Genomic DNA, 25,028 nt, shown 5'->3' with positions numbered 1-25,028 from the left:
TGGAAGGTTGACGGGAAGCGGGCACAATCGGGTGCCCGTTTCCCGTTCCGAGGTCTCATGCCCACATCCTCTTCCTCTGCGGACGGCGGTTCGCGGCGCCCCGCCCGTCGCGAGCTGCTCGAAGGGCCCATCGCCCTGACCCTGCTGCGCAAGAGCCTGCCGGTGGTTGGCGGCATGGTCGCCATGATGAGCTTCAATCTGGTCGACACCTGGTTCATTGCCCAGCTGGGGGCCGAGCCGCTGGCCGCGGTGTCGTTCACTTTTCCGGTGGTCTTCGCGGTGATCAGCCTGGCTATCGGTCTGGGAATCGGCACCTCGGCGGTGGTGGCGAAGCGGCTGGGGCAGGGCGAAGAGGTGATCGTGCGGCGGCGCGCCACCGACGCTGCGCTGTTTGGATTGGTCGTGGGGCTGTTGCTGAGCGCTCTGGGTCTGGCGACACTCGACCCGCTGTTCCGGTTGCTGGGGGCCGACGCGGCGTTGCTGCCGCACATACGCGACTACATGGGCATCTGGTATCTGGGAGCGTCCTCGGTGATCGTGCCGCGCGTGCTCAACAGCGTGCTGCGGGCCCAGGGCAACACCCTCATCCCCGGTCTGATGATGGCCCTTGCGGCCCTGCTCAACGGTCTCCTCGACTGGCTGCTGATCTTCGGCACCGGCCCTTTCCCCGCGCTCGGCGTGCGCGGTGCGGCGCTCGCCACCGTGCTGAGCTGGAGCGCGATGGGCGCGGCGCTGTTCTGGCAGCGTGAGCTGCGCGACTGCCTCGATGTCCGCGGACTGACGCTGGTCGGCCTGCTCGCTTCCTGGTGCGAGCTGGCACGCATCGCAGTTCCAGCAGCGATCACCAGCGTTTTCACGCCGCTGGCGCTGGCAATGGTGACGCGCATCGTCGCCGGCCATGGACACCAGGCGGTGGCCGGCTACGGTGTCGGCACGCGTATCGAGGCCATCGCTCAGATCGGCGTGCTGGCGCTGTCGATGACGCTGCCGCCGCTGGTCAGCCAGAACATTGGCGCGGGTCAGCATGAGCGGGTGCGACGGGCGATCTTCGGCTGTTTCCTCTTCGTCCTGGGATGGCAGCTCGCGATCTGGCTGCTGTTGCAAGGGCTCGCTCCCTGGTTGGTGGCCGGCTATGCGGAGGGCGACGCCATGAGCGACGTGCTGCGCGCTTTCCTGTGGTGGGTACCGCTCGGCCTGGGAGCCCAGGGAGTGGTGATTCTCGGCGTGTCGTCGCTCAATGCACTGCACGAACCCGCCCGAGCCATGCGTTTGTCCATGATCCGGCTGTTTGCACTCAGCGTACCGCTGGCTTGGCTGGGAGGACGCCTCGGTGGCGCCGAAGGTATCTTCATCGGCCTGTTCCTGGCCAACTTGGCGGTCGGGTTGGTGGCCTGGCACACCTTGCGTCGGCGCCTGGAGGCGAGGCGACACGCGCAAGGCGAGCCGACGCCGATATGAGGATGGGGCGAAGAAGAAGCGGGGCGAAGAAAAAGGACGGCAAGGGTTGGCAATGGGATTGTCTTGGTCTACATTCGGTGAAAATGTAGAAATTTAACGAGGAGAGCCCCATGAGCCAGATCACCCCCGTTACCTGGGAAGACCCGTTTCGCCTGATCGACCAGCTCGACGAAGACGAGCGCATGGTCCATCAGACTGCCCACGATTACTGTCAGGACAAGCTGATGCCGCGGATCCTCGAGGCCAACCGCCACGAGCGTTTCGACCGCGAAATCATGAACGAGATGGGTGAGCTGGGCCTGCTCGGTGCCACCATCGACGGCTATGGCTGCGCCGGCATGAACTACGTCAGCTACGGCCTGATCGCCCGCGAAGTGGAGCGGGTCGATTCCGGCTATCGCAGCGCCATGAGCGTACAGTCGAGCCTGGTGATGTATCCGATCCATGCCTTTGGCAGTGAAGCCCAGCGCGATAAGTACCTGCCTAAGCTCGCCACCGGCGAGTGGGTGGGATGCTTCGGCCTCACCGAGCCCGACCATGGTTCCGATCCGGGCAACATGTCCACCCGCGCCGTGCGTACCGACAGTGGCTGGCGCCTCAACGGCACCAAGACCTGGATCACCAACTCCCCGATTGCCGATGTGTTCGTGGTCTGGGCGCGGGACGAGGAGGGCGTAGTCAACGGCTTCATCCTCGAAAAGGGCATGCCGGGGCTCACGGCGCCCAAGATCGAGGGCAAGTTCAGCTTGCGCGCCTCGATTACCGGTCAGATCGCCATGCAAGACGTGGAGGTCTCCGACGAGCAGCGCCTGCCGGGCGTCACCGGCCTCAAGGGGCCGTTCTCGTGCCTCAACCGTGCACGCTATGGCATCGCCTGGGGCAGCATGGGCGCCGCCGAGGCATGCTGGCACGCCGCCCGTCAATACACCCTGGATCGCAAGCAGTTCGGCCGCCCTTTGGCCGCCAACCAGCTGATCCAGAAAAAGCTCGCCGACATGCAGACCGAGATCGCCTTGGGGCTGCAGGCCGCGCTGCGGGTGGGCCGCATGATCGACGCCGGCCAGCTGGTGCCGGAAGCGATCTCGCTGATCAAGCGCAACAACTGCGGCAAGGCGCTGGACATCGCTCGTGTCGCGCGCGACATGCACGGCGGCAACGGTATCGCCGACGAGTACCACGTTATCCGCCACGTTATGAACCTCGAGGCGGTTAATACCTATGAGGGCACCCACGATGTCCATGCCCTGATACTGGGCCGCGCCCAGACCGGTCTTCAAGCCTTCGCCAACTGATCGTCGGCGACACGAGGAGAGAGCATGAGCGGACCGCTCGACGGACTCGTGGTGCTGGACATGTCGCGCGTGCTGGCCGGCCCTTGGGCCGGCCAGCTGCTCGCCGACCTCGGTGCCCGTGTGATCAAGATCGAACATCCCGGCCGGGGCGACGATACCCGTGGCTGGGGGCCGCCCTGGCTGGCCGAGGAGGGTGACGCGGAACGCTTGGCGGCCTATTTCCTCTGCGCCAATCGCGGCAAGCAGTCGCTGGCCGTGGACATTGCCAGCCCGAGGGGCCAGGCGCTGATTCGTCAGCTCGCCGTTGGCGCGGATATCCTGCTGGAGAACTTCAAGGTAGGAGGTCTGGCCAAGTACGGGCTCGACTATGCCAGTCTGAAGGCACTGAACCCGCGCTTGATCGGCTGCTCGATCACCGGTTTCGGCCAGGACGGCCCTTACTCGCACCGCGCCGGTTACGACTTCATGATCCAGGCCATGGGCGGACTGATGAGCCTTGGCGGCGAACCCGACGGCATGCCCATGAAGACCGGCGTAGCGATCACTGACGTGATGACCGGCCTGTATGCTGCCATCGGCGTGCTGTCGGCGCTGCATGAGCGCGAGCGTACTGGGGCCGGTTGCCACATCGACGTGGCACTGCTCGACGTGCAGGTCGCGGCACTGGCCAACCAGGCGCTCAATGCGTTGGTCAGCGGTGTCTCTCCTCGGCGCCACGGCAACGCCCATCCCAATATCGTGCCGTACCAGGCCTTCGCCTGTGCCGACGGTCATCTCGTGCTCACCGTGGGCAACGATGGCCAGTTTGCCCGGCTGGCCGAACTGCTGGGCCACCCCGAGTGGGCCACCGATCCCGCCTATGCCACCAATGCGGCCCGGGTTGGCAACCGGGACGACCTGGTGCCGCGCATACAGGCGCTGCTGCTCGGCCGCAGTCGTGACGAATGGCTGGCGGAGCTGGAGGCGCGCGGCATACCGGCGGGCCCGATCAATACCGTTACCGAAGTCTTCGCCGATCCCCAGGTGAAGCATCGCGGTATGCAGCGCACGCTGACCCAAGGGAAGGTCGCGGTGCCACAGGTGGCCTGCCCCTTGCGCTTCGACGGCGAGCCCGCCACCAGCGAGGTGGCACCGCCACGCCTGGGCCAGGACAGCGATGCGATCCTGGCCGAAATGGGCCTCACCCGCGAAGACATCGAGCGGCTGCGGCGTGAAGGTATCGTACGCTAGCGCGGTGAGAAGCGCCGGGTCAGGCCGGTCTCGGCGATCATGCGCGTGGAAATCTCCTCGATGGAGAAGCGCGTGGTATCGATGAAGGGTATGTGCATCTGCCGGTAGAGCCCTTCGGCCTGCTCCACTTCCTGAGTGCACTGGTCCAGCGAGCTGTAACGGCTGTTTGGGCGGCGTTCGTGGCGAATTGCGGCCAGCCGGCGTGGGTCGATGGTCAGGCCGAACAGCTTGTGGCGGTGCTGGGCCAGTACCCGTGGCAGCTTGAGCATGCCGTCCTCGTCGAGGTCGTCCTCGGTGAGGGGGTAATTGGCGGCGCGAATGCCGAACTGCAGGGCGAGGTAGAGCGACGTCGGCGTCTTGCCGCAGCGCGATACCCCGATCAGGATCACGTCGGCCTGGTCGTATTGGTGGGTGCGTGCGCCGTCGTCGTTGTCCAGCGCGAAGTGGACCGAGTGGATGCGATCCATGTAGACCTCATCCTTGCCGATGGAGTGCGTGCGGCCCACGCTGTAGCTGGAGTGCGTGCCGAGTTCCTGTTCCAGCGGCTTGAGAAAGGTCGAGAAGATATCGATCTTGAATCCCGGCGCGCCGCGTATCACCTCGCGAATCCCTTCGTCGACGATGGTGTCGATGATGATCGGCTGCTCGCCGTCGCGCACGGCGGTGGATTCTATGATGTCGACCAGGGTACGGGCCTTGTCGAGGGTGTCGATATAGGGCTTGGTGAGCATGCGCAGCTCGACGTTCTCGAACTGGGCCAGCAGGCTGCGGCCAAGGCTCTCGGCGGTGATGCCGGTACCGTCGGAGATGAAGAAGGCGGTGCGGGGCATGGCGTCGCGGATTCCGTGCAAGGGGTCAGGCCACATTGTCGAGCGTGGCGTCGCCGGGGGCAAGGCGTGCGTTTTGTGGCGAAACAGGGGTTGCGACTACAGAAACGCGGCAAAACGGAGCCATGTTGTAAAAAACCTTCAGTGACTTCGATGTTAGACCAATGGCGAATATGGCCGCTTACGTTTAAGGTGAGCAGCATCGTGTGATTGTCCCGAAACCTGACACTCTCGTGTCGCGACGCCACGTCGGCGACCGGAGAACAGGCATCGAAGATCAAGGGGGTTACGTGGAAGACTACATCCTGTGGTTCGATCAGCTCGGTATGAGCGATGTGGACCGGGTGGGCGGCAAGAATGCCTCGCTCGGCGAGATGATCTCCAACCTCTCGGGAGCCGGGGTGACCGTGCCCGGCGGCTTTGCCACCACCGCCCACGCCTACCGTGAGTTCCTCGCTCATGAGGGTCTCAATGAGCGCATCAACCAGGCGTTGAATCGTCTCGACGTGGATGACGTCGCCGAGCTCTCGCGGGTCGGCGCGGAGATTCGACAGTGGGTGATCGACACGCCGCTGCCGCCGACCTTCGAGGAGCATCTGCGCACCGCCTACGACAAGCTAGCCAGCCAGCATCCCAACCTCAAGGTGGCGGTGCGCAGCTCGGCCACGGCAGAGGATCTGCCCGATGCCTCCTTCGCCGGGCAGCAGGAGACCTTCCTCAACATCGAAGGCTTCGACAACGTCAAGCGTGCCGTGCATGAAGTGTTCGCCTCGCTGTTCAACGACCGCGCAATCTCCTATCGCGTGCATCGGGGCTATGCCCACGAAAACGTGGCGCTGTCGGCCGGGATTCAGAAGATGGTGCGCTCCGAAACCGGCGCTTCGGGGGTGATGTTCACCCTCGATACCGAATCGGGCTACCGCGATGCCGTGTTCGTCACCGCTTCCTGGGGGTTGGGCGAGACGGTGGTGCAGGGGTCGGTCAACCCCGATGAGTTCTACGTGCACAAGCCCACCCTGGCGGCCGGTCGGCCTGCTGTGCTGCGTCGCAATCTCGGCTCCAAGCTGATCAAGATGATCTACAGTAACGACGCCAGCGCCGGCAAGTCGGTTGACACCGTCGATGTGCCGCTCAAGGATCGTGCGCGGTTCTGCATCGACGACGAGCAAGTCATGGCCCTGGCCCGCCAGGCGGTTACCATCGAAGAGCATTACGGTCGTCCGATGGACATCGAGTGGGCGCTGGACGGTGACGACGGTAAGCTCTACATCGTTCAGGCTCGCCCCGAGACGGTGGTATCCCAGCTCGAGGGGGGCAAGCTGGAGCGTTTCCATCTCAAGGAGAAGGGACGCACCCTGGTCCGCGGGCGCGCCATCGGCCAGCGCATCGGTCGCGGCGCGGTGAAGCTCGTCTTCACGCCGGAGGAGATGGACAAGGTCAATCCCGGCGATGTCCTCGTCACCGACATGACCGATCCCGACTGGGAGCCGATCATGAAACGCGCCTCGGCGATCGTGACCAACCGCGGTGGAAGGACCTGTCATGCGGCGATTATCGCCCGTGAACTAGGCATTCCCGCCGTGGTGGGCTGCGGCGATGCCACCGAGGTGCTCGAGGATGGGCGCGACGTGACCGTCTCGTGCGCGGAAGGCGATACCGGCCACGTCTACGAAGGGCTGCTGGACTACGATCGTCGCGTCACCAGCGTCGACTCGATGCCGGAGATCCCCTTCAAGATCATGATGAACGTCGGTAACCCGGATCGCGCCTTCAGCTTTGCCGGGCTACCGCATTCCGGCGTCGGCCTGGCGCGTCTGGAGTTCATCATCAACCGTATGATCGGGGTGCACCCCAAGGCGCTGCTCGAGTACGACACGCTGCCGCTGGAGCTGCAGCAGACCATCAACCTGCGCACCGCCGGCTACGCCGATCCGGTCAGCTTCTATGTCGACAAGCTGGTCGAGGGGATTTCGACCCTGGCGGCCGCCTTCTATCCGCAGCGGGTGATCGTGCGCCTGTCCGACTTCAAGTCGAACGAGTATGAGAACCTGATCGGCGGCAAGCAGTACGAGCCGGGAGAGGAGAACCCGATGCTCGGCTTCCGCGGTGCCTCGCGCTATATCTCCGACGCGTTCCGCCCGTGCTTTGAGCTGGAATGCCGTGCGCTGAAACGGGTGCGCGACGAGATGGGGCTCGACAACGTCGAGATCATGGTGCCTTTCGTACGCACGACCGATGAAGCGCGTGAAGTGGTCGAACTGCTAGCCGCCAATGGGCTCAAGCGAGGCGACAATGGGCTCCAGGTGATCATGATGTGCGAGCTGCCCGCCAACGCGCTGCTGGCCAAGGAATTCCTGGAGCATTTCGACGGCTTCTCGATCGGCTCCAACGACCTTACCCAGCTGACTCTGGGACTCGATCGCGATTCAGGTATCGTGGCGCATCTCTTCGACGAGCGGAACCCGGCAGTTAAGCGGCTGCTCGCCATGGCGATCCAGGCTTGCCGCGAACAGGGCAAGTACGTCGGTATCTGCGGGCAGGGTCCTTCGGATCATCCCGACCTCGCCAAGTGGCTCATGGAGCAGGGTATCGACTCGGTATCGCTCAACCCCGATGCGGTGCTGGAGACATGGTTCATGTTGGCGGGAGAGACGTTGGCCTAGCGCCGTGTCGATTTAACGTTACAATCGCGCCCGGTTGAGGTCGTCAACCGGGCGTTTTTTCGCCTATGCTGTACACCTCTTACACGGAGTTACCGAGGGCCCCTCTACATGGACATTTCAAGCTACTTTCTTTGCAGGCGCTGGTTGGCCAGTGCCGGCTTCGCCCTGGTCCTGGGCGCGTCACCGACGGCTTTCGCCGATACGACTTTCGACTACGAGGCCCCGGCGATTACCCCGGAGTCCTCTTCCGGCTTCACCGAGAAACCCGGTTGGACCACCGAAAGCTTCGCTGTGGCCGCCGCCAACCCGTTGGCTACCGATGCCGGCTACCAGGTGCTCAAGGCGGGGGGGTCGGCCGTTGATGCCGCGATAGCGGTGCAGATGGTGCTGACGCTAGTGGAGCCCCAGTCCAGCGGGATCGGCGGCGGCGCCTTCTTGATGCACTTCGACGGCAGCGAGGTGAGGGCGTACGACGGCCGCGAGGTGGCGCCCAAGGCCGCCAGCGAATCGCTTTTTCTCAACGGTGAAGGCGAACCGTTGGAGTTCATGGAGGCGGTGGCCAGCGGTCTGTCGGTGGGGGTGCCCGGTACGGTGCGCATGCTCGAGATGGCTCATGAGAAGCACGGCAAACTGCCCTGGGCCGAGCTGTTCGAACCTGCCATCACGTTGGCCGAGGAAGGCTTTCCGGTCAGCCGTCGTCTGCATACCAGCCTCGCCGAGGAGCAGCAGCTGCGCGAGGATCCGCTCGCTGGTTCCTTCTACTACGACGAGCAGGGCGAACCGCTTGCCGAAGGGCACGAACTCAAGAACCCCGCCTTGGCCGCCATTCTGAGCGACATTGCCGAGCAAGGCAGCAAGGCGCTGCACACCGGGCCGATCGCCGAGGATCTGGTGTCTCGTGTCCAGCATCACCCGGAGCGGCCGGGCGCGATCAGCATGGAAGACATGGCCACCTACGTGGCCAAGGAGCGGGCTCCGCTCTGCACCGACTGGCAGGAGTATCGTGTCTGTGGCTTCCCGCCGCCGTCGTCGGGTCACCTCACTATCATGCAGATTCTGGGGATCATGGAACATCTACCCGAACTCGACGAACCGCTCGAAGGGGATCGGCCAAGCACCGAGTGGCTGCATCGCTTCCTCGAGGCATCACGCCTGGCATTCGCCGACCGCAACAAGTTCATCGGCGATCCCGACTTCGTCGACGCTCCCGGGGGGGATTGGAACAGCCTGGTCGATACGGATTACCTTGCCGAGCGTGCCGAGTTGATCGGTGATGAGAGCATGGGTCCCGAAGGGGCCAGGCCTGGCGACCCCGGCAACCTGGACACCGCTTGGGCTGTCCAGCCCACGCAGCCTGAGTACGGCACCAGCCACATCAGCATCATCGACGAGGAAGGCAACGCGGTGGCCATTACCACCACCATCGAGCAAGCCTTCGGCTCGCGTATGCTGGCCGATGGCGGCACCGACCTGCCAGGCGGTTATCTGCTCAATAACGAGCTCACCGACTTCTCGTTCCGGCCGCTGGATGATGACGGCACGCCGATCGCCAATCGCGTAGAGCCCGGCAAGCGGCCGCGCTCGAGCATGAGCCCGACGCTGGTCTTCGACCGCGAGAGTGGCGAGCTGATCGCCAGCCTTGGCTCGCCCGGCGGTGCCGCGATCATTCACTACACGGCTAAAGCGCTGGTCGCGATGCTGGACTGGGGGCTCGATGCGCAGGAGGCGCTCGACCTGCCTCACGCCATTACGCTGGGCGGCCCGGCCTTCCTTGAGGAGGGACGCTTCCCCGCGGAGGTGATCGAATCGCTCAATGCCTTGGGACATGAAGCCAGCGAGCGGGAATTGACCAGCGGTCTACAGGCGATTCAGCGCACGGAGGACGGTTTCTTCGGCGGCGCCGACCCGCGTCGTGAAGGCGTGGTGATGGGGGACTGAAGTCAGCGGCGGAGCCAGTTGCGCAATTTCACCAGCAACAGGGCGCCGTCGCTGAGCTCGCGTCGGTCCGCAACGAGTTCGGCGAGGCGATCGGGATGATCGGTGATGAGCGCGTCCACTCCCAGATCTAACAATTGCGACATGCGCGCAGGATCGTTGACCGTCCAGGCGTGCACTTCATAATCCAGCGCCCGAGCCAGCCGGATCTCGTTTTCGGTGATGCGGTTGTGGCGTAGCCCCAGGGCGTCGAAACTGCGCCTATCCAGCGTACCCGGCATGACCAGTTGGGCCAGCAGAGTCACGCGTAGTGCCGGCTCGCGTTCCTTGATCGCCTCGATGACGGCGGGCGACATCACTGCCAGGCGCGTCTCCCCGACCACGTCGGGATTGCCACAGCGGGCGGCATTCGCGGGGCTGACGCGAGCGATGCAATCGCGGCGGGCCTCGGTCTCCTTTTCCAATGCGCCAAGCACCGCGTCCACCAGCGCGCGTTCCGCTCCAGGGTCGGGTTTCATGTCGATCATCAAACGGCTGCGCCCGCGTACGGCCTGCAGCGCCTCGTCGAGACTGGGAATGCGCTCGCCCTCGTAAGCGTCGCCGAACCACTGGCCGACATCGAACTGCTGAAGTTCTTCCAGCGTGAGCTCGCTCAGGTTGCGCCGATCGCCCGTCAGGCGTTGCAGGCTGCGATCATGGTAGAGCACCGCTTCGCCGTCGGCAGTCAGGCGTACGTCGATCTCCACGTAGTGAGCGCCATCGTCGACCGCTCTCTCGATGGCTGACAGTGTGTTCTCCGGCGCCGCCATCGAGCTCCCACGGTGCGCGATAATGGTGACGTCGTCGCGTAATTCGAAGCTGTTGACGATCCACCAGGCCTGGAGCAGGGCAAACAGCAGCACGGCGAGCTCAACCCCCCAGGCGAGCCGGCCCGGATGAGCGTCGGGTGGTGGCGGGGTGGGGCGGGGCTCCTGATGTGCCAGGCGTAGATAGAGACAGGTCGAGAGCAGTGCATTGGCGGCGATGCCGATGAACGTGATGGCCAGCGTCGCCAGCACATAACCGGCAACGTAGGCCAGCATGGCAGGAATCAGCACCAGGTTGCGCTCCGGCAGCCACCACAGCAGCGGCGTGAAAACGCGATCGAACAGCATGCTGGCGGCGAGGGGCAGGGCAACGATGGCCAGCAGCATGGCGATCACGACCAGCGCGACAGCGGCGCGATGACCCTGTGTCAGAGCTCGACTACGGCGCAGCGCGGCGAATGGGCCGAGGTTCTCCAGCGTGACCACCGGCAGGGCCAATATCCAGCGCACGTAGAGCATGGCGGCAAGCAGGACCCAGGCCAGGCATAGCGGAGCGGCCAGGGCCAGGTACTGCCAGAAGACCGACGGTCGGATGCGCAACACATAGTAGGGGTCGAGGTCGCCGATGACGATGCCGTAGAGCCAGGCCAGCAGCAGTGCAACCAACACCAGCAGCAGCAGGTGAGCGCCCACCTGCAGCAGCACCAGCCCAATCAGCGCCGGCAAGCGATGCACGGTCTGCCACAGAGCCACGAAGGCCAGGCGCAGGTGGTTGTCGTGGCGCCGGATGGCGACCAGGACCATGCCCGCCTGTTGCAGGTATACGATAAGAAAGGTCAATCCGACCGCAGCCAGCAGCCAAAGCACCCCGCCGGGGCTGAGCAGCAGGCCGAACAGTTCTGCATTGGTGATGACGGGGCGATCGAAGCGGCCGAGCAGTTCGGTCAGGGTCCAGGCCACGGCCGGCAACAGCAGGCTCGAGGCCAGGAGGGTGAAGAACAGATGGTACGCCACCAAGGGGCGCAGGTGTTCGCGCAGGCTGCGTAGCACGTCCACGCCCAGGGACGACAGCATCAAGGCGTTGGCTCCTGGCTGAAATTCATGCCTCTAGAGTGGCATCGCTCACGCAAGGTGAGCAAGAAAGCCATGGCGTGCCGGCAGCTTCATGCCTTGAGCGGCAGGCGCTCGTCGGCTACTACGATGCCGTTATTGTCGGCATAGACCCATTGACCCGGTGACAGAGTGACACCGGCGAACGTGACCGGTATGTCGCGAAGGCCCTCGCCACGCTTTTCGCTCTTGCGCGGGTGAGCGCCGAGCGCCTGTACGCCGAGGTCGGTCTCGGCCAGGACATCGACGTCTCGAACACAGCCGTACATGACCACGCCGGCCCAGCCGTTGTCGACGGCTTGCTCGGCGAGCATATCGCCGAGCATGGCACAGCGCAGCGATCCACCGGCATCCACTACCAGCACGGCACCCTCGCCAGGCTCGGCGACGGCTTCCTTCACGCGGGAGTTGTCCTCGAAGCACTTGACGGTGCGGACCGGGCCGCAGAAGGCATCGCGCCCCCCGAAGTTGACGAAGATCGGGTCGAGAACACGAACGTCGGGGTGGGCGTCGCAGATATCGGGGGTAATGATGGCGCTCATTGAGGGGTCCTTGTCAGGGGATACGTAACCGGATGATGCCATGGATCGCCAGGGTCGGTCGTCATCGTTTGGTCGAGGCCGTACGCGAAGACGCCGGGCGAGCCCGGCGTCTTCGATCGAGGGGGGAGTTACTTAGAAGCGCAAGCCCACTGAGGCGGTGAAGGAATCGATGGTGTAGTCGCTGTCGAAGTCGTAGCGTTCGTACTCGGCACGTATCAGGACAGGGCTGAAGGTGAATTGGGCGCCTAGGCCGTAGACCGGGTCGACGCCATCGTTATCCTCGAGGTCGAGGCTGGCATCGCCGAGGTTGCCATCCACGTCGGTTTCCCAACTGGCCGCACCCACCTTGGCGAACGGAGCGAACCAGCTGGTCAGCGGCAGTTGGCCGACCAGGCTGGCACCGTAGGCGGTGGATTCCAGGTCGGTGTTGGCGACGTTATTGCCGCGAAGTTGAACGCGGCCCAGGTCGGCGTAGAAGGCCTCGACCGCCATGTAGCGGTTGAACTGGTAGCCGACGAATGCTTTCCAGCTATTGTCCTCGTCGTCCAGGTCGAAGTCGCTGGCTCCGCTTTCGATGAAGTTGTCCACTTCTTCGCGATCGTTCTCCAGCGAGCTGAAGCCGACGCCTAGACCCAGGTAGGCATACTGTTCATGAGGCTGGTTGGCCTGAGCCTGCGCTCCGGTGGCAGCAAGCAGGGCGGTGGATGCAGCGATGACGGTGAGGAGCGTTCGGTTTGACATGTTCTGACTCCTTGAAAGTCCCTAGCCTTGAAAATCCCCTTTTTTGAGCATGCACAATGCCGGCCGACATTGTCGTCAACCTCGCATGCAGGCTTCTATAACGTAGTCCTGCGGCTGGGGGCGCTCAAGCTGGCATGCGTAACGAAACGTACCGCCGACGCCGCTCTCCGGCGATGGCACCGCTCGGAGAAAATGGGAATAAAAAAAGCGCCCCGAGGGGCGCTTCGTTCATCGGCTCCGGCCCCCGCTGGCGAGGGCCTTCGATGTGCGAGCATCGGAGTCGAAAGGCGGGTATCAGGCTTCCTGGGCGACCGGAATCACGTTGGAAGCGGCAGTCTGATACTCCTCGATTTCATGGAAGTTCATGTAACGATAGATCTCGCCGGCCATGGCGTCGAATTCGCCCATGTAACGCTGGTACTCCTCGACGGTCGGCAGGCGACCCTCCACGGCGGCCACCGCCGCCAGCTCGGCCGACGCCAGGTAGACATTGGCGCCGTCACCCAGGCGGTTGGGGAAGTTGCGGGTGGAAGTCGAGACCACGGTACTCTTGGCTGCGACGCGGGCCTGGTTGCCCATGCACAGCGAGCAGCCGGGCATTTCCATGCGCGCACCGGCACGGCCGTAGATGCCGTAGTAGCCCTCTTCGGTCAGCTGGTGCTGGTCCATCTTGGTCGGCGGTGCCAGCCACAGACGGGTCTTCAGGCTGCCGGCTGGCTGCTTCTCGAGCAGCTTGCCCGCGGCGCGGAAGTGGCCGATGTTGGTCATGCACGAACCGATGAAGACCTCGTCGATCTTCTCGCCGGCGACATCGGACAACAGGCGGGCATCATCCGGGTCGTTCGGGGCGCACAGTACCGGCTCCTTGAGCTCGGCCAGATCGATCTCGATGACTTCGGCGTACTCGGCGTCCTTGTCGGCGCGCAACAGGCTCGGGTTGGCCAGCCACTCTTCCATGGCCAGGATACGGCGCTCGATGGTGCGCTTGTCGCCGTAGCCATTGGCAATCATCCATTTGAGCAGCGTGATGTTGGACTGCAGGTACTCGGTGACGCTCTCTTCGCTCAGAGTGATGGTGCAGCCGGCGGCGGAGCGCTCGGCGGAGGCGTCGGAGAGTTCGAAGGCCTGTTCGACGGTGAGCTCCTCGAGACCTTCGATTTCCAGCACGCGGCCGGAGAAGGCGTTTTTCTTGCCCGACTTCTCGACGGTCAGCAGGCCCTGCTTGATGGCGTAGTAAGGAATCGCGTGGACCAGGTCGCGCAGAGTGACGCCGGGCTGGCGCTTGCCCTTGAAGCGAACCAGCACCGATTCCGGCATGTCCAGCGGCATCACGCCGGTGGCGGCGGCGAAGGCCACGAGGCCGGAGCCGGCCGGGAACGAAATGCCCAGCGGGAAGCGAGTGTGCGAATCGCCACCGGTGCCTACGGTGTCGGGCAGCAGCATGCGGTTCAGCCAGCTGTGGATGATGCCGTCGCCCGGGCGCAGCGAAACGCCGCCGCGATTCATGATGAAGTCGGGCAGGGTGTGGTGGGTCTCGACGTCGACCGGCTTCGGATAGGCGGCGGTATGGCAGAAGGACTGCATCACCAGGTCGGCCTGGAAGCCGAGGCAGGCGAGATCCTTGAGTTCGTCGCGGGTCATCGGGCCGGTAGTGTCCTGGGAACCCACGGTGGTCATCTTCGGCTCGCAGTACATGCCCGGGCGCACGCCCTCCATGCCGCAGGCCTTGCCGACCATCTTCTGGGCCAGGGTGAAGCCGCGGCCGGTATCCTTGGGCTGCTCGGGCAGGCGGAACACGTCGGACTGGGGCAGGCCCAGCGACTCGCGCGCCTTGCCGGTCAGGCCGCGGCCGATGATCAGCGGGATACGGCCGCCGGCGCGCACCTCGTCGAGGATCACCTGGGTCTTGAGTTCGAAGGTGGACACCACCTCGTCGGTGCCGTGCTTACGCACCTTGCCTTCATAGGGATAGACGTCGATCACGTCGCCCATCTCGAGCTTGGAGACGTCCATCTCGACCGGCAGGGCGCCAGCGTCTTCCATGGTGTTGAAGAAGATCGGGGCAATCTTGCCGCCGAAGCAGAAGCCGCCGGCCCGCTTGTTGGGAACGTTGGGTATATCGTCGCCGAAGAACCACAGTACGGAGTTGGTGGCGGATTTGCGCGAGGAGCCGGTGCCGACCACGTCGCCGACGTAGGCGACCGGGAACCCCTTGGCCTTCACTTCCTCGATCTGCTTGAGCGGGCCGGTGGTTCCCGGCACTTCGGGCTCGATGCCTTCGCGCTCGTTCTTGAGCATGGCGTTGGCGTGCAGCGGAATGTCGGGACGCGACCAGGCGTCCGGGGCGGGGGAGAGGTCGTCGGTGTTGGTCTCGCCCGGCACCTTGAACACGGTGAGGGTGATTTTCTCGGCCAGCGCGGGCTTGGAGAGAAACCACTCGGCCTCGGCCCAGGACTGCATCACGTCCTTGGCCACGGCATTACCCGCCCTGGCGCGCTCTTCCACGTCGTGAAAGGCATCGAACATCAGCAGGGTATGCTTGAGTTGCTCGCCGGCCTCCTTGGCCAGTTCGCCGTCGTCGAGCAGTTCGACCAGGGTGGCGATGTTGTAGCCGCCCTGCATGGTGCCCAGCAGCTTGACGGCATGCACCTTGTCCACCAGCGGCGACTGCGCTTCGCCCTTGGTAATGGCGGTCAGGAACCCGGCCTTGACGTAGGCGGCCTCGTCGACACCCGGCGGTACCCGATTGGTCAACAGGTCGAGGATGAACTCTTCTTCGCCAGCGGGCGGATTCTTCAGCAGCTCGATCAGCGCGGCGACCTGCTCGGCATTCAGGGGCTTCGGCGGGACGCCCTCGGCGGCGCGTTCCTCGACATGTTGGCGATAGGCTTCAAGCACGTTGGGGCCCTCATCTGTGGTATTGCCCAGGGCGGGGTGAAGCGGCGCCGAACGCCGGCGAAATGGCCGCCCTGACGGGAAAAACTACCGTAGTCACTGGGTGGCGCGATTCTACGTCAAACTGTCGACAATGTTAAGGTGAGCCCCGAGGCCCAGATCTTGAACTTTGGTCGCCGCGATGTTCGTCCAACTACAGGGTGCCTCCCAAGTCGGGGCGCGTTACCATATGGCGCAGAGTATGGGAGAGCGCATATGAACGCGCGTATCGCCTCGCCCTGTGTGGGGCTCTGTTCGACCACCCTGGGCGACACCGTGTGTCGCGGCTGCCAGCGGGCGGACAGCGAGATCGGCGAGTGGTTCGAGTTGACCGCCGCGCAGCGCGCCGAACGCATGGCGGCGCTGGATGCCCTGCGTGAGCGGGTCGCCGCCCAGTTTCTGCGCGTCGACGACGAGGTCAGTCTCGAGCGCCAGATGCGGCGTCATCGCATCCGTTTTCGTCCTGAGCAGCCGTCGCTGTCACGCGCCATCGAGCTGCTGCGTGTCGGTCGCGATCGCATTCGCGACCTGCGTCGCTACGGGCTGGAGCCACTCGGGGCGGTAGCCGAGCTCAGCGCAGTCGAACTGCACGAACGGCTGAGTGCGCGACTGATGGAGGAGGCGGCTCGACGTCGGCTCGACCTGACGACTTGCCGCTCCCCCTTCGATGACTGACGAACCTGACAGTCCCAAAGATTCCAAGCCGAGAACCATGCCCGATACCCTCGAAGCGACCCGTCATGACGTCGAGCTGCCGCCGGACCTGCTTGCCTTCCTTGCCTGCCCCACGCCCGATGCCTGGGTCGATTGGGCGCTGGACAACCCCGAGCTGCTGCTGATCGATCACGCCCAGTGCGAGAAGAAGGCGGCGTCGACCGCCATGAGCCTGCTCTACCGTTACGTCGACCAGCCGCTGCTGCTGACCAAGATGTCGCAACTCGCCCGCGAGGAGCTGCTGCATTTCGAGCAGGTGGTGAAGCTGATGGAGAATCGGGGAATTGCTTACCGTCACCTCAGTGCATCGCGCTACGCCGAAGGTCTGAGACGTCATGTCCGGCCTCAAGATCCGGACCGGCTGGTCGATATTCTAATCATCGGCGCCTTCATCGAGGCCCGTAGTTGCGAACGGTTCGCCAGGCTGATTCCGCACCTGGACGACGACCTTGCCAAGTTCTACCGCACTCTGGTTAAGTCGGAGGGCCGTCATTACGAAGACTACCTCATGCTGGCGCGGCATCTTTCCGCGGTGTCGATTGACGAGCGTGTGGCCTTCTTCGCAGGCTGCGAATCACAACTAATAGTCACGCCGGACACGGCGTTTCGTTTCCATAGTGGCGTACCGGTCTGACATCGCCACTTTGCCATGCAGGGTTCCGTCATGCAGGACGCCTCAGAGATCGTGCATCACAGTGATTGGGATCATCTGGCGCTGTTCGGCCAGTTTTCGCTGACACTGGGGGACGACGTCCTTACCCAGTTCAGCTACGACAAGGTCAAGGCGCTGCTGATTTACCTGTTGTTGCATCAGCAACCCGTCAACCGGGCCAGCCTGGCCGAGCTACTCTGGCCCGATCAGGGACTCTCCTCCGGCCGTACCAATCTGCGCCATGCTCTCCATTGCCTGCGCCAGTCGCTGGGCGAGGAGGCCGAGCGGGTGCTGGTGGTATCGCGGCAGACCATTGCCTTTCGCCGACCCGACAGCTGGCGTTTCGACCTGCACGAGTTGCAGCAACTGTTGGAGGGGCCGCAGGACGTTGCGACACTCGAGCAACTGCTCAAACGCTACCGCGGCGACCTCGTCGAGGAGCTTCAGCTACCTGCATGCACCGAATTCCAGCGTTGGCTGGTCCAGCTGCGCAACGAATGGCGTCAGCGGGTGATCCGTTTCGCCGAGAGCGTACTGGAGCATCACAGTGATGTTCCCGATGCATTGCTGCATGCGCTGGTGAGCCGCTTTTCGGGCTATGGTCCATTTCACGAGCGGCTGGTGCGCCAGCTCGCCGAGCAGGGGCAACTGGCCGCCGCTCACGAGCAGTACAATGCCTACCTGCAGTTGCTGGCGCTGTCCGGGCAGCAGCCCGAGCCCAGCTTTCTGCAGCTGGCGCGCTACTGGTCCGATGGAAGCCCCGACCTGCAGAGCCTGTCTCCGCAGGGTGCCTTCTCCCGGACCCTGGCCCACGGCAGCTCACCCCTGCGCGAAGACGAGATCGAGCAGCGCCAGCTGTCGGTCATGGCCATCCGCCTTCGCGTGAAGGGGGAATTCTCCGCCCGCGACGAGACGCGGGCCTGTCTGGCGCTGCAGATCGAGCTGATGCGTTGGCTAGAGCAGCAGTGTCATCATCTTGGCGGCTTCTGGCTGCCCGGCGCCACCGGCGGCCTGGGGCTGGCCTGTTTCGGTACCCATGGCCCCGCGCATCAGTTGGCCGAGCTGGTGGCGCTCTACGAACACTGCCGACGCGTGCTGCCCGACGAGATCGCGCGACACTGGAGCGGCGATGAGGAGCCGCCGCGCATCGAGCTGGCAGCCGGCCTCAACAGTGGCCGTGTCGTCTACCTGCCCGAGCGTCAACTGGTCGATCCGCTGGGCCAGGTAACACAAGGCTCGCTGGAGCTGATGAGCGCCGCCGAAGGCAGCGAGCTGGTCATTTCCCAAGAGGCCAGCCAGCACATGCCGCCGGCGCTGGACCTGCAGCCGCGACTGTCGTCGCGGCTGGTGGCGAGCGACGGTCGCGTGCGATTGCGGGCGCTGGTTCTGGGCCAGAACGAGGGCGGGCGCGATGCCATGCCGCCGAGCCTGGTCGGTCGCGAAGCGCCTCTTAGGGTACTGCGCGACGCCCTGGCGCGGGCCGGTATCGGGCTGCGCCAGAGCGTGCTGGTGCGCGGCGCCTCGGGCATGGGCAAATCGGCGCTGATGGTCGGCTTCCGTCAGCTCGAGCTGAGTCGTGACGCCGCCATCTGCTGGCAGCCCACCACCCGCCTGTCGGTGCTGGAGCCTTACGGCGTCGCCCGAGCACTGCTGCGCTGGCGGTTGGAGGACAAACTCGATGCCGCCAGCCTGGCCGCGCTGATCAACGACGCCGGTCTCGGCTTCAACTCCGATCAGCGCGGTCTGCTGGAGGAGGCGCTGGGCGTCAGGGAAACGCCCGAGGTGGCGCGCCTGGCCAAGAGCGGCGAGGCGGCGGATCTGGTCGTCGCGCTGCTGTGCCGGGTCATCGAGCGCCAGGCGATCGAGCGCACCCAGGTATTGATGGTCGACGACCTGCAGTGGCTCGACGAACCCTCGTTTCGCGTGCTGGCCGGGCTACAGGCGCGCCTGCCGATCAACTGCGCGTTCCTGCTGGTCGCCAGTCACCATGGCCGCGAGGCGCTGCCGACGCGGCTGCATTGGGATCAGCAGGTCACCTTGAGCCACCTCGATGCCATGCAGTCGTCGCGGCTGCTGTCGCAGCTGGCGCGGCGCTACCGTCTGCATCTCAGTCCGCGGCTGCGGGGGCAGATCATCGAGCGCTGCGATGGCGTGCCGCTCTACATGCAGGAGATCTGCCGGCGTCTGGAGATGGACCGTCGCGAAGGACGCAGCGTGCATCTCGACGAGCTTCCGCGTGGCCTGCTGGGCTTGCTGGCGGGGCGTATCGATCAACTGGACGGCCATCGCGAAGTGGCCCACATCGCTGCGGTGCTGGGGCGCCGCTTCCGGCTCGACTTCCTCGCCGAGTGCAGCGGATGGGAGATGGCGCAGCTCAACCGCGCCCTCGAACAGATGCGCCGGCTGGAGATCATCGAGTCGGTGGGTGGCGAGGGGGGCTGCCGCGAGTTCCAGTTCAGCCACCAGTTGCTTCAGGAAGCGGCCTACCTCTCCTGCCCGCGTGACGTGCGGGTGCGCATTCATCGCCAGGTGGTCAGCCTGATCGAAGAGCGCTTCCCCATGTGGATCGGACGCCACCCGGGCGACTTCGCCACCCATCTGCGGCGCAGCGGTCATTACGCCCGCGGAGCGCGCTATTTCGAGCTGGCGGCCCGTGAGGCGCTCAAGGTCAGCGCCAATCGCACGGCGCTGAAGATGGCCGACTTCGGTCTGGCCAGCCTGCGTCACGTGGAGGACCAGACCGAGCGGGAGATCAGTTTGCTCACCGTGCGCGGTCAGGCTGCCTTCGCCCTGGAGGGGCACGGTTCGCCCACTGCGCACGAGAGCTTCGTGCGGGCGCGTGAGCTGCTGGTGCAGCACGAAGGCTGTCATGCCGAGGACGCCGAGGACCTGGAGCAGGCCTTCTTGGTCAAGTGGGGCCTGTGGGTCGGTTGCAGCCAGCGCCATGCGCATGCCGATGCGTTTTCGCTGGCCGCCAGCCTGGCCACTATCGCCGGCAAGCTCGAGGATCCACGTTATCAGCGTCTTGCCGATTATGCCCGCGCCAACTGCGAGTACTGGGCCGGGCGTATCGGCCAGGCCTTCGACCATCTCGAAGAGATCGCGCCGCTCGAACAGCCGATGATGATCGAGTGGCTGCCGTTCTCCGAGCACCCTCAGGTCGCGGCCGCCTGTTTCCAGGGCTGGGCGATCTGCCTGCGTGGCGACTACCGCCGCGCCGAACAGCAGGTGGAGGCCGCCATCCGCCTGGCCGAGCGAATCGGTCACCCGGGCTCGCTGGCCATGGCGCTGCTGTTCGCCGCTGCGCTCTATCGCCAACTCGGACACATGCATCTGGCCGCCCGCCGCGCCGAACAGGCCGTCGCCCTGACCGAAACTCCCGACCTGCATCTCTGGCAGGTCTCGGCCCAGGGCGTACTCGGCTGGCGCCGTGCGCTCTCGGGCGATCGTGACGGCCTGACGAAGATGGAGCTGTCCCAGGAGGAGCTCGGCGAGATCACCGGTCGCGATCGCTACCATCGGCCGACGCTGTGGTACAGCGACGCCTGCATTGCCGTGGATGAACTCAGCCGCGCCGAGGACTACCTGGACCAGTGCCTGCTGATCGCCCGTGAGCGCAGCACGCTGTTCGTGCCCGAGCTGGCGGTACAGCTGGCGCGGGTGCGGCATCGCCTGGGCCGCCCTTCGTGCGAGGTGCGGCTACTCGTGGAGCAGGCACTGGAGTGCGCCCGCCTGCACGAGAACCGGCATCAGGAGCTTTGCGCCATGGAAGCCTGGCTGACCCTGATCGACAGTCATGACGAATCGGCGCGGGAGCTTTTCCGCGAGCTGTTGAGTCGGGTCAGCCACAGCGATGCCCCGGTGCTGATCCGCTGGCGCACGCTGCTCGACCGCAGGCAGCTACAGGCGAGCGATGTCGAAGGTCGCGTGACCATCGATAACGAATGAAGCAGGGCGCTCGGACGCTAGGCGGTGCCGTGTTCCAACAGGGCGATCCGCTCTAGCGCCTGGTCGCGGTCGTCGCCGCATAGCTCGGGGTCGTAGTCGAAGCGGTGGCATACCGCGGGGCGGCGCGGGTCGCCGAACAGTTGACAGAGATGGTTTTCGTCGAGCTGCACGCAGCGCACCCCGGCCGGTTTGCCCTGCGGCATGCCGGGAATCGGCGAACTGATCGATGGCGCAATGCAGCAGGCACCGCAGCCCGGGCGGCATTCCGTCCGGACGACCTCCCGGTTCGTATTGCTGCGTTGTCCGCGCACGCTCATGTCCTCGCCTCGGCGATGGCTCCCTTGTCGATGCCCTCGAAGGCCTGCACGCGGGTCGTTCTTCCCGTTTCCTTCATGATGTGCTGGGCCAGCCAGGCCGCGATGTGCTCGATCGTGGTCGGGCCAGGCAGGGCAATGCAGCGCTCCAGCGGCAGCCGAAGATGGAAGCGGCCCTGCTCGGCACGATAACGGCTGGTCAGGGTATGACGGAGTTCGGGCTCGTTGCCGTCGAGAATATCCGCTGTGTCCACCAGGTACCGGTCATCCAGTCGGGAGGCCCATTCCTGTTCCAGCGAGGGGCAGCGCTCGCCACGCTGCCAGATATGCAGACGCGAACGATGGCCATGGGCAATGCGCTGGCAATTTCCGGTATGGCGCTTGAGCCCATGACTATACGTATAGGCGGCCCCGTCGATGGTCTCGTCACGCAGGCGCAGGCGGATGTCGCTCACCCGTGGCGGCGGCCGCTTCATCAGCTCGCGTGCAAGATGGTCGCCGAGGCGCTGTGGGACGATTTCCTGCCATGGCAGTAGGGTGAAGGCCTGGCGCGGGGCGCGGATCTCCATGGCGTAGGGCAGGGCAGTGCGCACGCCGAGCCCTTCGCCGCACTCGGCGATCTCGATGGCCGGAGCGCGAGTCGGAACCAGCAGGGTGTGGTCGATGCTGACATCCAGCCGCGACTTGATCCAGGGCTTCACCTCGCCGAAGTCGAACAGCATGCCATCTTCGCCGAGCTCGCCGTCGAGTTCGGCATCGACCAGCCAACTGGCGCCGATCAGGCCGCGCTGCGGGCACCATAGCGAGACGTCGAGTTGGGTCAAGCGGTTGACGAAAAGCGTCATCAGTCGATTCCCGCGATCTTGTGGGTCTGTAGAGACAGCCGCCACTGTGGATGTGCCAGGCAATAGGCCACGGTGCTGGCCAGGTGGTCGACGCGCTCACCCGCGGGAGCGCCATCCATGGGCTGCAGGAAAAAGTGGCGAAAGGCGAGTCCGATGAAGCGGTCTGGCGGCGCGTCGACCTGGGGGTGGACCAGCTTGAGTTCGTCGCCGGCAGTCAGCGCCAGCGGCGAGTGGCCCTTGGGGCTGACACAGAGCCAGTCGATCCCGGCGGGCGCCGGCAGCGTGCCGTTGGTCTCCACCGCCACCTCGAAGCCGCGCGCATGCAGGGCGTCGATCAACGCCGCATCGAGTTGCAGCAGCGGTTCGCCGCCGGTGAAAACCACGTAAGGTGCGGCGGCATTCGGCGTTTCGGGCCATAGCGCCTGCAGGTGTGTCGCCAGGGCCTCGGGTGTGGCAAAGCGCCCTCCATGCTGGCCGTCGGTGCCGACGAAATCGGTATCGCAGAAGCGGCAGGCGGCATGCGCCCGGTCCGCTTCTCGCCCCGACCACAGGTTGCAGCCGCTGAAACGACAGAAGACGCTGGCGCGGCCGGTGCGCGCCCCTTCGCCCTGTAACGAATAGAAGGCTTCCTTGACATGATACATCAGCGCTCTCCCGCCGGTGTGTCGTGCCGTGGTGCATAGCCAAGAGGATCGGTGGCGCCGTTGGCGGCAAACGCCGCCAGGCGTTCAAGGCAGCTGCCGCAGCGGCCACAGGCCAGGTGCTCGCCACGATAGCAGGTCCAGGTGTCGGCATAGTCGAGCCCCATGGCCAGCCCGGCGGCGAGGATATCCGCCTTGCTGGCGTGCAGGAAGGGCGCGTGGATCTCGACCGGCGAGAAGTTGGCGATACCGGCCACGGCATTCATGCGCTCGACGAATTCGGGGCGACAGTCGGGATAGAGCACATGATCGCCGCCGTGAGCGCCGTAGTCGACACGGCCGGCGCCGATATTGACTGCCTTGGCGATGGCCAGCGAGAGCAGCACCATGTTGCGATTGGGCACGACGGTGGCGGCGAGGTTCTCTTCGCCGTAGTCCCCTTCGGGAAGGGCCTGGTTGGCGTCGGTCAGCGCCGAGGCGTCGATCAGCCCGTGGATCGCGCGGATATCGACCACTTGGTGAGCCACGCCGAGCTGCCGGCAGACGCGCGCTGCCACCTCGAGTTCGCAGGCGTGACGCTGACCGTAGTCGAAGGAGAGAGCGGAAACGTCGAGCCCCTCGCGCAGCGCGCGGTGGAGCACGGTGAAGGAATCCATGCCGCCGGAGTAGATCACCACGGTGGCATTGGCGGATATGTTGGGCATGTCGAGACTCGGTATCGGAGAATTTATCGCTCCTCGCGGTGCGCGAGGCGCCGGGATCCGGTCCGGCGGCGTCAGTCTACTCGACCGGAAAAACAAGTGCACGTGGCTGATGGTGCTGGCACGGCGCTCGTGCTGCTATAATCCCGCCCCCTGATCTACTTTCGGGACTGCCTGACCGAGCATAGCCAGTTCTCAGGTAATCTCGCATCGTCCTGCAAACGGTGAACTCCTATGAAAGCTCCCGAACTGCTCTCCCCCGCGGGGACGTTCAAGAACATGCGCTATGCGTTCGCCTACGGCGCCGACGCTGTCTACGCCGGTCAGCCGCGCTACTCGCTGCGCGTGCGCAACAACGATTTCAAGATCGACAACCTGCACAAGGGCATTGCCTATGCTCACGAGCGCGGCAAGCAGTTCTACGTCGCCTCGAACATCGCGCCGCACAACAGCAAGTTGAAGACCTACCTGCGTGACATGGAGTCGGTGATCGAGGCGGGTCCCGACGCGCTGATCATGTCAGACCCGGGGCTGATCATGATGATCCGTGATCGCTGGCCCGATCAGGTGATCCACCTTTCGGTGCAATCCAATGTGGTCAACTGGGCCGCGGCGAAGTTCTGGCAGCGTCAGGGCATCAGCCGCATCATTCTGTCGCGGGAGTTGTCGCTCGAGGAAATCGCCGAGATCCGCGCCGAGTGTCCCGATCTGGAGATCGAGACCTTCGTCCACGGCGCGCTGTGCATCGCCTATTCCGGGCGCTGCCTGCTCTCCGGCTACTTCAACCATCGTGATCCCAACCAGGGAACCTGCACCAATGCCTGCCGCTGGCAATACAACACCGTAGCCGCAGCCCAGGACGAGACCGGTGACCTGGTGCCGGCCAACTCGGCGGCCGCCCATGCGGCGAGCGGCGTCTGGACGCCAGCGCATGGTGGTCAGGCGGGTGGATTGATCGCCTCCGGTGGCGGTAGTCCGCGCTTCGAAACCACAGCGACCGCCGGTGGCGTCGAAGGCCAGGACGAGCTCTCGGCGTTGATCGAGGATGCCACCCGCCCCGGCGAGCTGATGCCGATCTTCGAGGACGAGCACGGCACCTACATCATGAATTCCAAGGACCTGCGCGCGGTGCAGCATGTGCCCCGGTTGGCCGAAATGGGCGTCACCTCGCTCAAGATCGAAGGGCGCACCAAGTCGCACTACTACGTGGCGCGCACCGCCCAGGTCTACCGTCGCGCCATCGACGACGCCGTGGCGGGGCGACCCTTCGACCTGCGTCTGATGGACGAACTCGACAACCTGGCCAACCGCGGCTACACCGAGGGGTTTTATCGCCGTCATGTGCACGATGAGTATCAGAACTACGAACGGGGCAACTCGGTGGGCGTGCACCAGCAGTTCGTCGGCGAAGTGATCGGCTACGACCCCGACCGCGGCGTGCTCGAGGTGGACGTCAAGAACCGCTTCGAGGTCGGCGACGGCATGGAGCTGATGCTGCCCGGTGGCAATCGACGCTTCAACCTCGCGTACATCGAGAACAAGCGTGGCGAATCGGTGCAGGCGGCTCCGGGCTCCGGTCATGTGGTGCGTATTCCCGTGCCGGGCGAGGCCATTGCACCGGAGCGCATCGAGTTCGCGCTGCTGATGCGTGACTTGCCCGGCTAGGTGTCGCTCG

At 64.9% G+C, this 25,028-nt stretch carries 18 protein-coding genes; 9 read left to right on the top strand and 9 right to left on the bottom strand.

Annotated features, from left to right (window positions below):
- The first annotated feature begins 57 nt into the window (after nt 1-57).
- From CYJ07_RS09995 to CYJ07_RS09985, 3 genes are all read left to right on the top strand, one after another.
- On the top strand, nt 58-1,458 hold the full coding sequence (locus tag CYJ07_RS09995) for an MATE family efflux transporter (protein WP_104203550.1): 1,401 nt from the start codon (nt 58-60) through the stop codon (nt 1,456-1,458).
- A 110-nt stretch (nt 1,459-1,568) separates the two neighbouring features.
- The gene (locus CYJ07_RS09990) at nt 1,569-2,750 is read left to right on the top strand and encodes an acyl-CoA dehydrogenase (protein ID WP_104203549.1); all 1,182 of its coding nucleotides are present in this window, start codon (nt 1,569-1,571) and stop codon (nt 2,748-2,750) included.
- A gap of 24 nt (nt 2,751-2,774) precedes the next feature.
- Nucleotides 2,775-3,980, top strand: coding sequence for a CaiB/BaiF CoA transferase family protein (locus CYJ07_RS09985; RefSeq protein WP_104203548.1), 1,206 nt, complete (start codon nt 2,775-2,777; stop codon nt 3,978-3,980).
- On the opposite strand, the gene ppsR is transcribed toward CYJ07_RS09985, so the two are convergent.
- Nucleotides 3,977-4,810 carry a posphoenolpyruvate synthetase regulatory kinase/phosphorylase PpsR gene (ppsR, locus tag CYJ07_RS09980; RefSeq protein ID WP_104203547.1) on the bottom strand — a complete coding sequence of 278 codons (834 nt, stop codon included), beginning with the start codon at nt 4,808-4,810 and terminating at the stop codon, nt 3,977-3,979. The genes CYJ07_RS09985 and ppsR overlap by 4 nt on opposite strands.
- A 287-nt stretch (nt 4,811-5,097) precedes the next feature.
- On the opposite strand from ppsR, the gene ppsA reads away from it, so the two are divergent.
- A complete protein-coding gene (gene ppsA / locus CYJ07_RS09975; RefSeq protein WP_104203546.1) occupies nt 5,098-7,470 on the top strand; it encodes a phosphoenolpyruvate synthase in 2,373 nt (790 codons plus the stop codon).
- 108 nt (nt 7,471-7,578) lie between these two features.
- Nucleotides 7,579-9,408, top strand: coding sequence for a gamma-glutamyltransferase (gene ggt, locus CYJ07_RS09970; protein WP_104203545.1), 1,830 nt, complete (start codon nt 7,579-7,581; stop codon nt 9,406-9,408).
- Nucleotides 9,409-9,410: 2 nt separating this feature from the next.
- Here ggt and CYJ07_RS09965 read toward each other — a convergent pair whose 3' ends face one another.
- From CYJ07_RS09965 to acnB, 4 genes are all read right to left on the bottom strand, one after another.
- Entirely contained in the window at nt 9,411-11,285 is a 1,875-nt protein-coding gene (locus CYJ07_RS09965) for a glycerophosphodiester phosphodiesterase family protein (RefSeq protein WP_104203544.1), read from the bottom strand.
- Nucleotides 11,286-11,374: 89 nt separating this feature from the next.
- Nucleotides 11,375-11,863: a ribonuclease E activity regulator RraA gene (gene rraA, locus CYJ07_RS09960; RefSeq protein WP_104203543.1), complete on the bottom strand. Its 489-nt coding sequence runs from the start codon at nt 11,861-11,863 to the stop codon at nt 11,375-11,377.
- Nucleotides 11,864-11,995: 132 nt separating this feature from the next.
- Nucleotides 11,996-12,604: a porin family protein gene (locus CYJ07_RS09955; protein WP_104203542.1), complete on the bottom strand. Its 609-nt coding sequence runs from the start codon at nt 12,602-12,604 to the stop codon at nt 11,996-11,998.
- A 294-nt stretch (nt 12,605-12,898) separates the two neighbouring features.
- Nucleotides 12,899-15,502: a bifunctional aconitate hydratase 2/2-methylisocitrate dehydratase gene (gene acnB, locus CYJ07_RS09950; protein ID WP_104203541.1), complete on the bottom strand. Its 2,604-nt coding sequence runs from the start codon at nt 15,500-15,502 to the stop codon at nt 12,899-12,901.
- Between the two features lie 252 nt (nt 15,503-15,754).
- On the opposite strand from acnB, the gene CYJ07_RS09945 reads away from it, so the two are divergent.
- The 3 genes from CYJ07_RS09945 to CYJ07_RS09935 are packed head-to-tail and all read left to right on the top strand — an operon-like array spanning nt 15,755 to nt 20,852.
- Nucleotides 15,755-16,213 (top strand): DUF1289 domain-containing protein, encoded by a 459-nt coding sequence (locus CYJ07_RS09945; RefSeq protein WP_104203540.1) that lies wholly within the window; start codon nt 15,755-15,757, stop codon nt 16,211-16,213.
- 37 nt (nt 16,214-16,250) lie between these two features.
- Nucleotides 16,251-16,886: a MiaE family protein gene (locus CYJ07_RS09940; RefSeq protein WP_104203539.1), complete on the top strand. Its 636-nt coding sequence runs from the start codon at nt 16,251-16,253 to the stop codon at nt 16,884-16,886.
- Between the two features lie 30 nt (nt 16,887-16,916).
- Complete coding sequence (locus CYJ07_RS09935; RefSeq protein WP_104203538.1) at nt 16,917-20,852, top strand: ATP-binding protein; 3,936 nt, start codon at nt 16,917-16,919, stop codon at nt 20,850-20,852.
- Nucleotides 20,853-20,869: 17 nt separating this feature from the next.
- On the opposite strand, the gene CYJ07_RS09930 is transcribed toward CYJ07_RS09935, so the two are convergent.
- From CYJ07_RS09930 to queC, 4 genes are read right to left on the bottom strand one after another with little or no spacing between them, the layout of a single operon-like run.
- Entirely contained in the window at nt 20,870-21,169 is a 300-nt protein-coding gene (locus tag CYJ07_RS09930) for a YkgJ family cysteine cluster protein (protein WP_104203537.1), read from the bottom strand.
- On the bottom strand, nt 21,166-22,011 hold the full coding sequence (locus CYJ07_RS09925) for a 6-carboxytetrahydropterin synthase (RefSeq protein ID WP_104203536.1): 846 nt from the start codon (nt 22,009-22,011) through the stop codon (nt 21,166-21,168). The genes CYJ07_RS09930 and CYJ07_RS09925 overlap by 4 nt, the downstream gene beginning before the upstream one ends.
- A complete protein-coding gene (gene queE, locus CYJ07_RS09920) occupies nt 22,011-22,655 on the bottom strand; it encodes a 7-carboxy-7-deazaguanine synthase (RefSeq protein ID WP_104203535.1) in 645 nt (214 codons plus the stop codon). The genes CYJ07_RS09925 and queE overlap by 1 nt, the downstream gene beginning before the upstream one ends.
- The gene (queC, locus tag CYJ07_RS09915) at nt 22,655-23,356 is read right to left on the bottom strand and encodes a 7-cyano-7-deazaguanine synthase QueC (RefSeq protein WP_104203534.1); all 702 of its coding nucleotides are present in this window, start codon (nt 23,354-23,356) and stop codon (nt 22,655-22,657) included. Before queC ends, queE begins: the two co-directional genes overlap by 1 nt.
- Nucleotides 23,357-23,587: 231 nt before the next feature.
- Between queC and trhP the strand changes: the two genes are divergently transcribed.
- Nucleotides 23,588-25,018, top strand: coding sequence for a prephenate-dependent tRNA uridine(34) hydroxylase TrhP (trhP, locus tag CYJ07_RS09910; RefSeq protein WP_104203533.1), 1,431 nt, complete (start codon nt 23,588-23,590; stop codon nt 25,016-25,018).
- The last annotated feature ends 10 nt before the right edge of the window (nt 25,019-25,028 follow it).

It is taken from the genome of Billgrantia saliphila, from assembly GCF_002930105.1.
Classification (GTDB): domain Bacteria; phylum Pseudomonadota; class Gammaproteobacteria; order Pseudomonadales; family Halomonadaceae; genus Halomonas; species Halomonas saliphila.
This window is presented reverse-complemented; position numbering and strand designations above follow the sequence as displayed.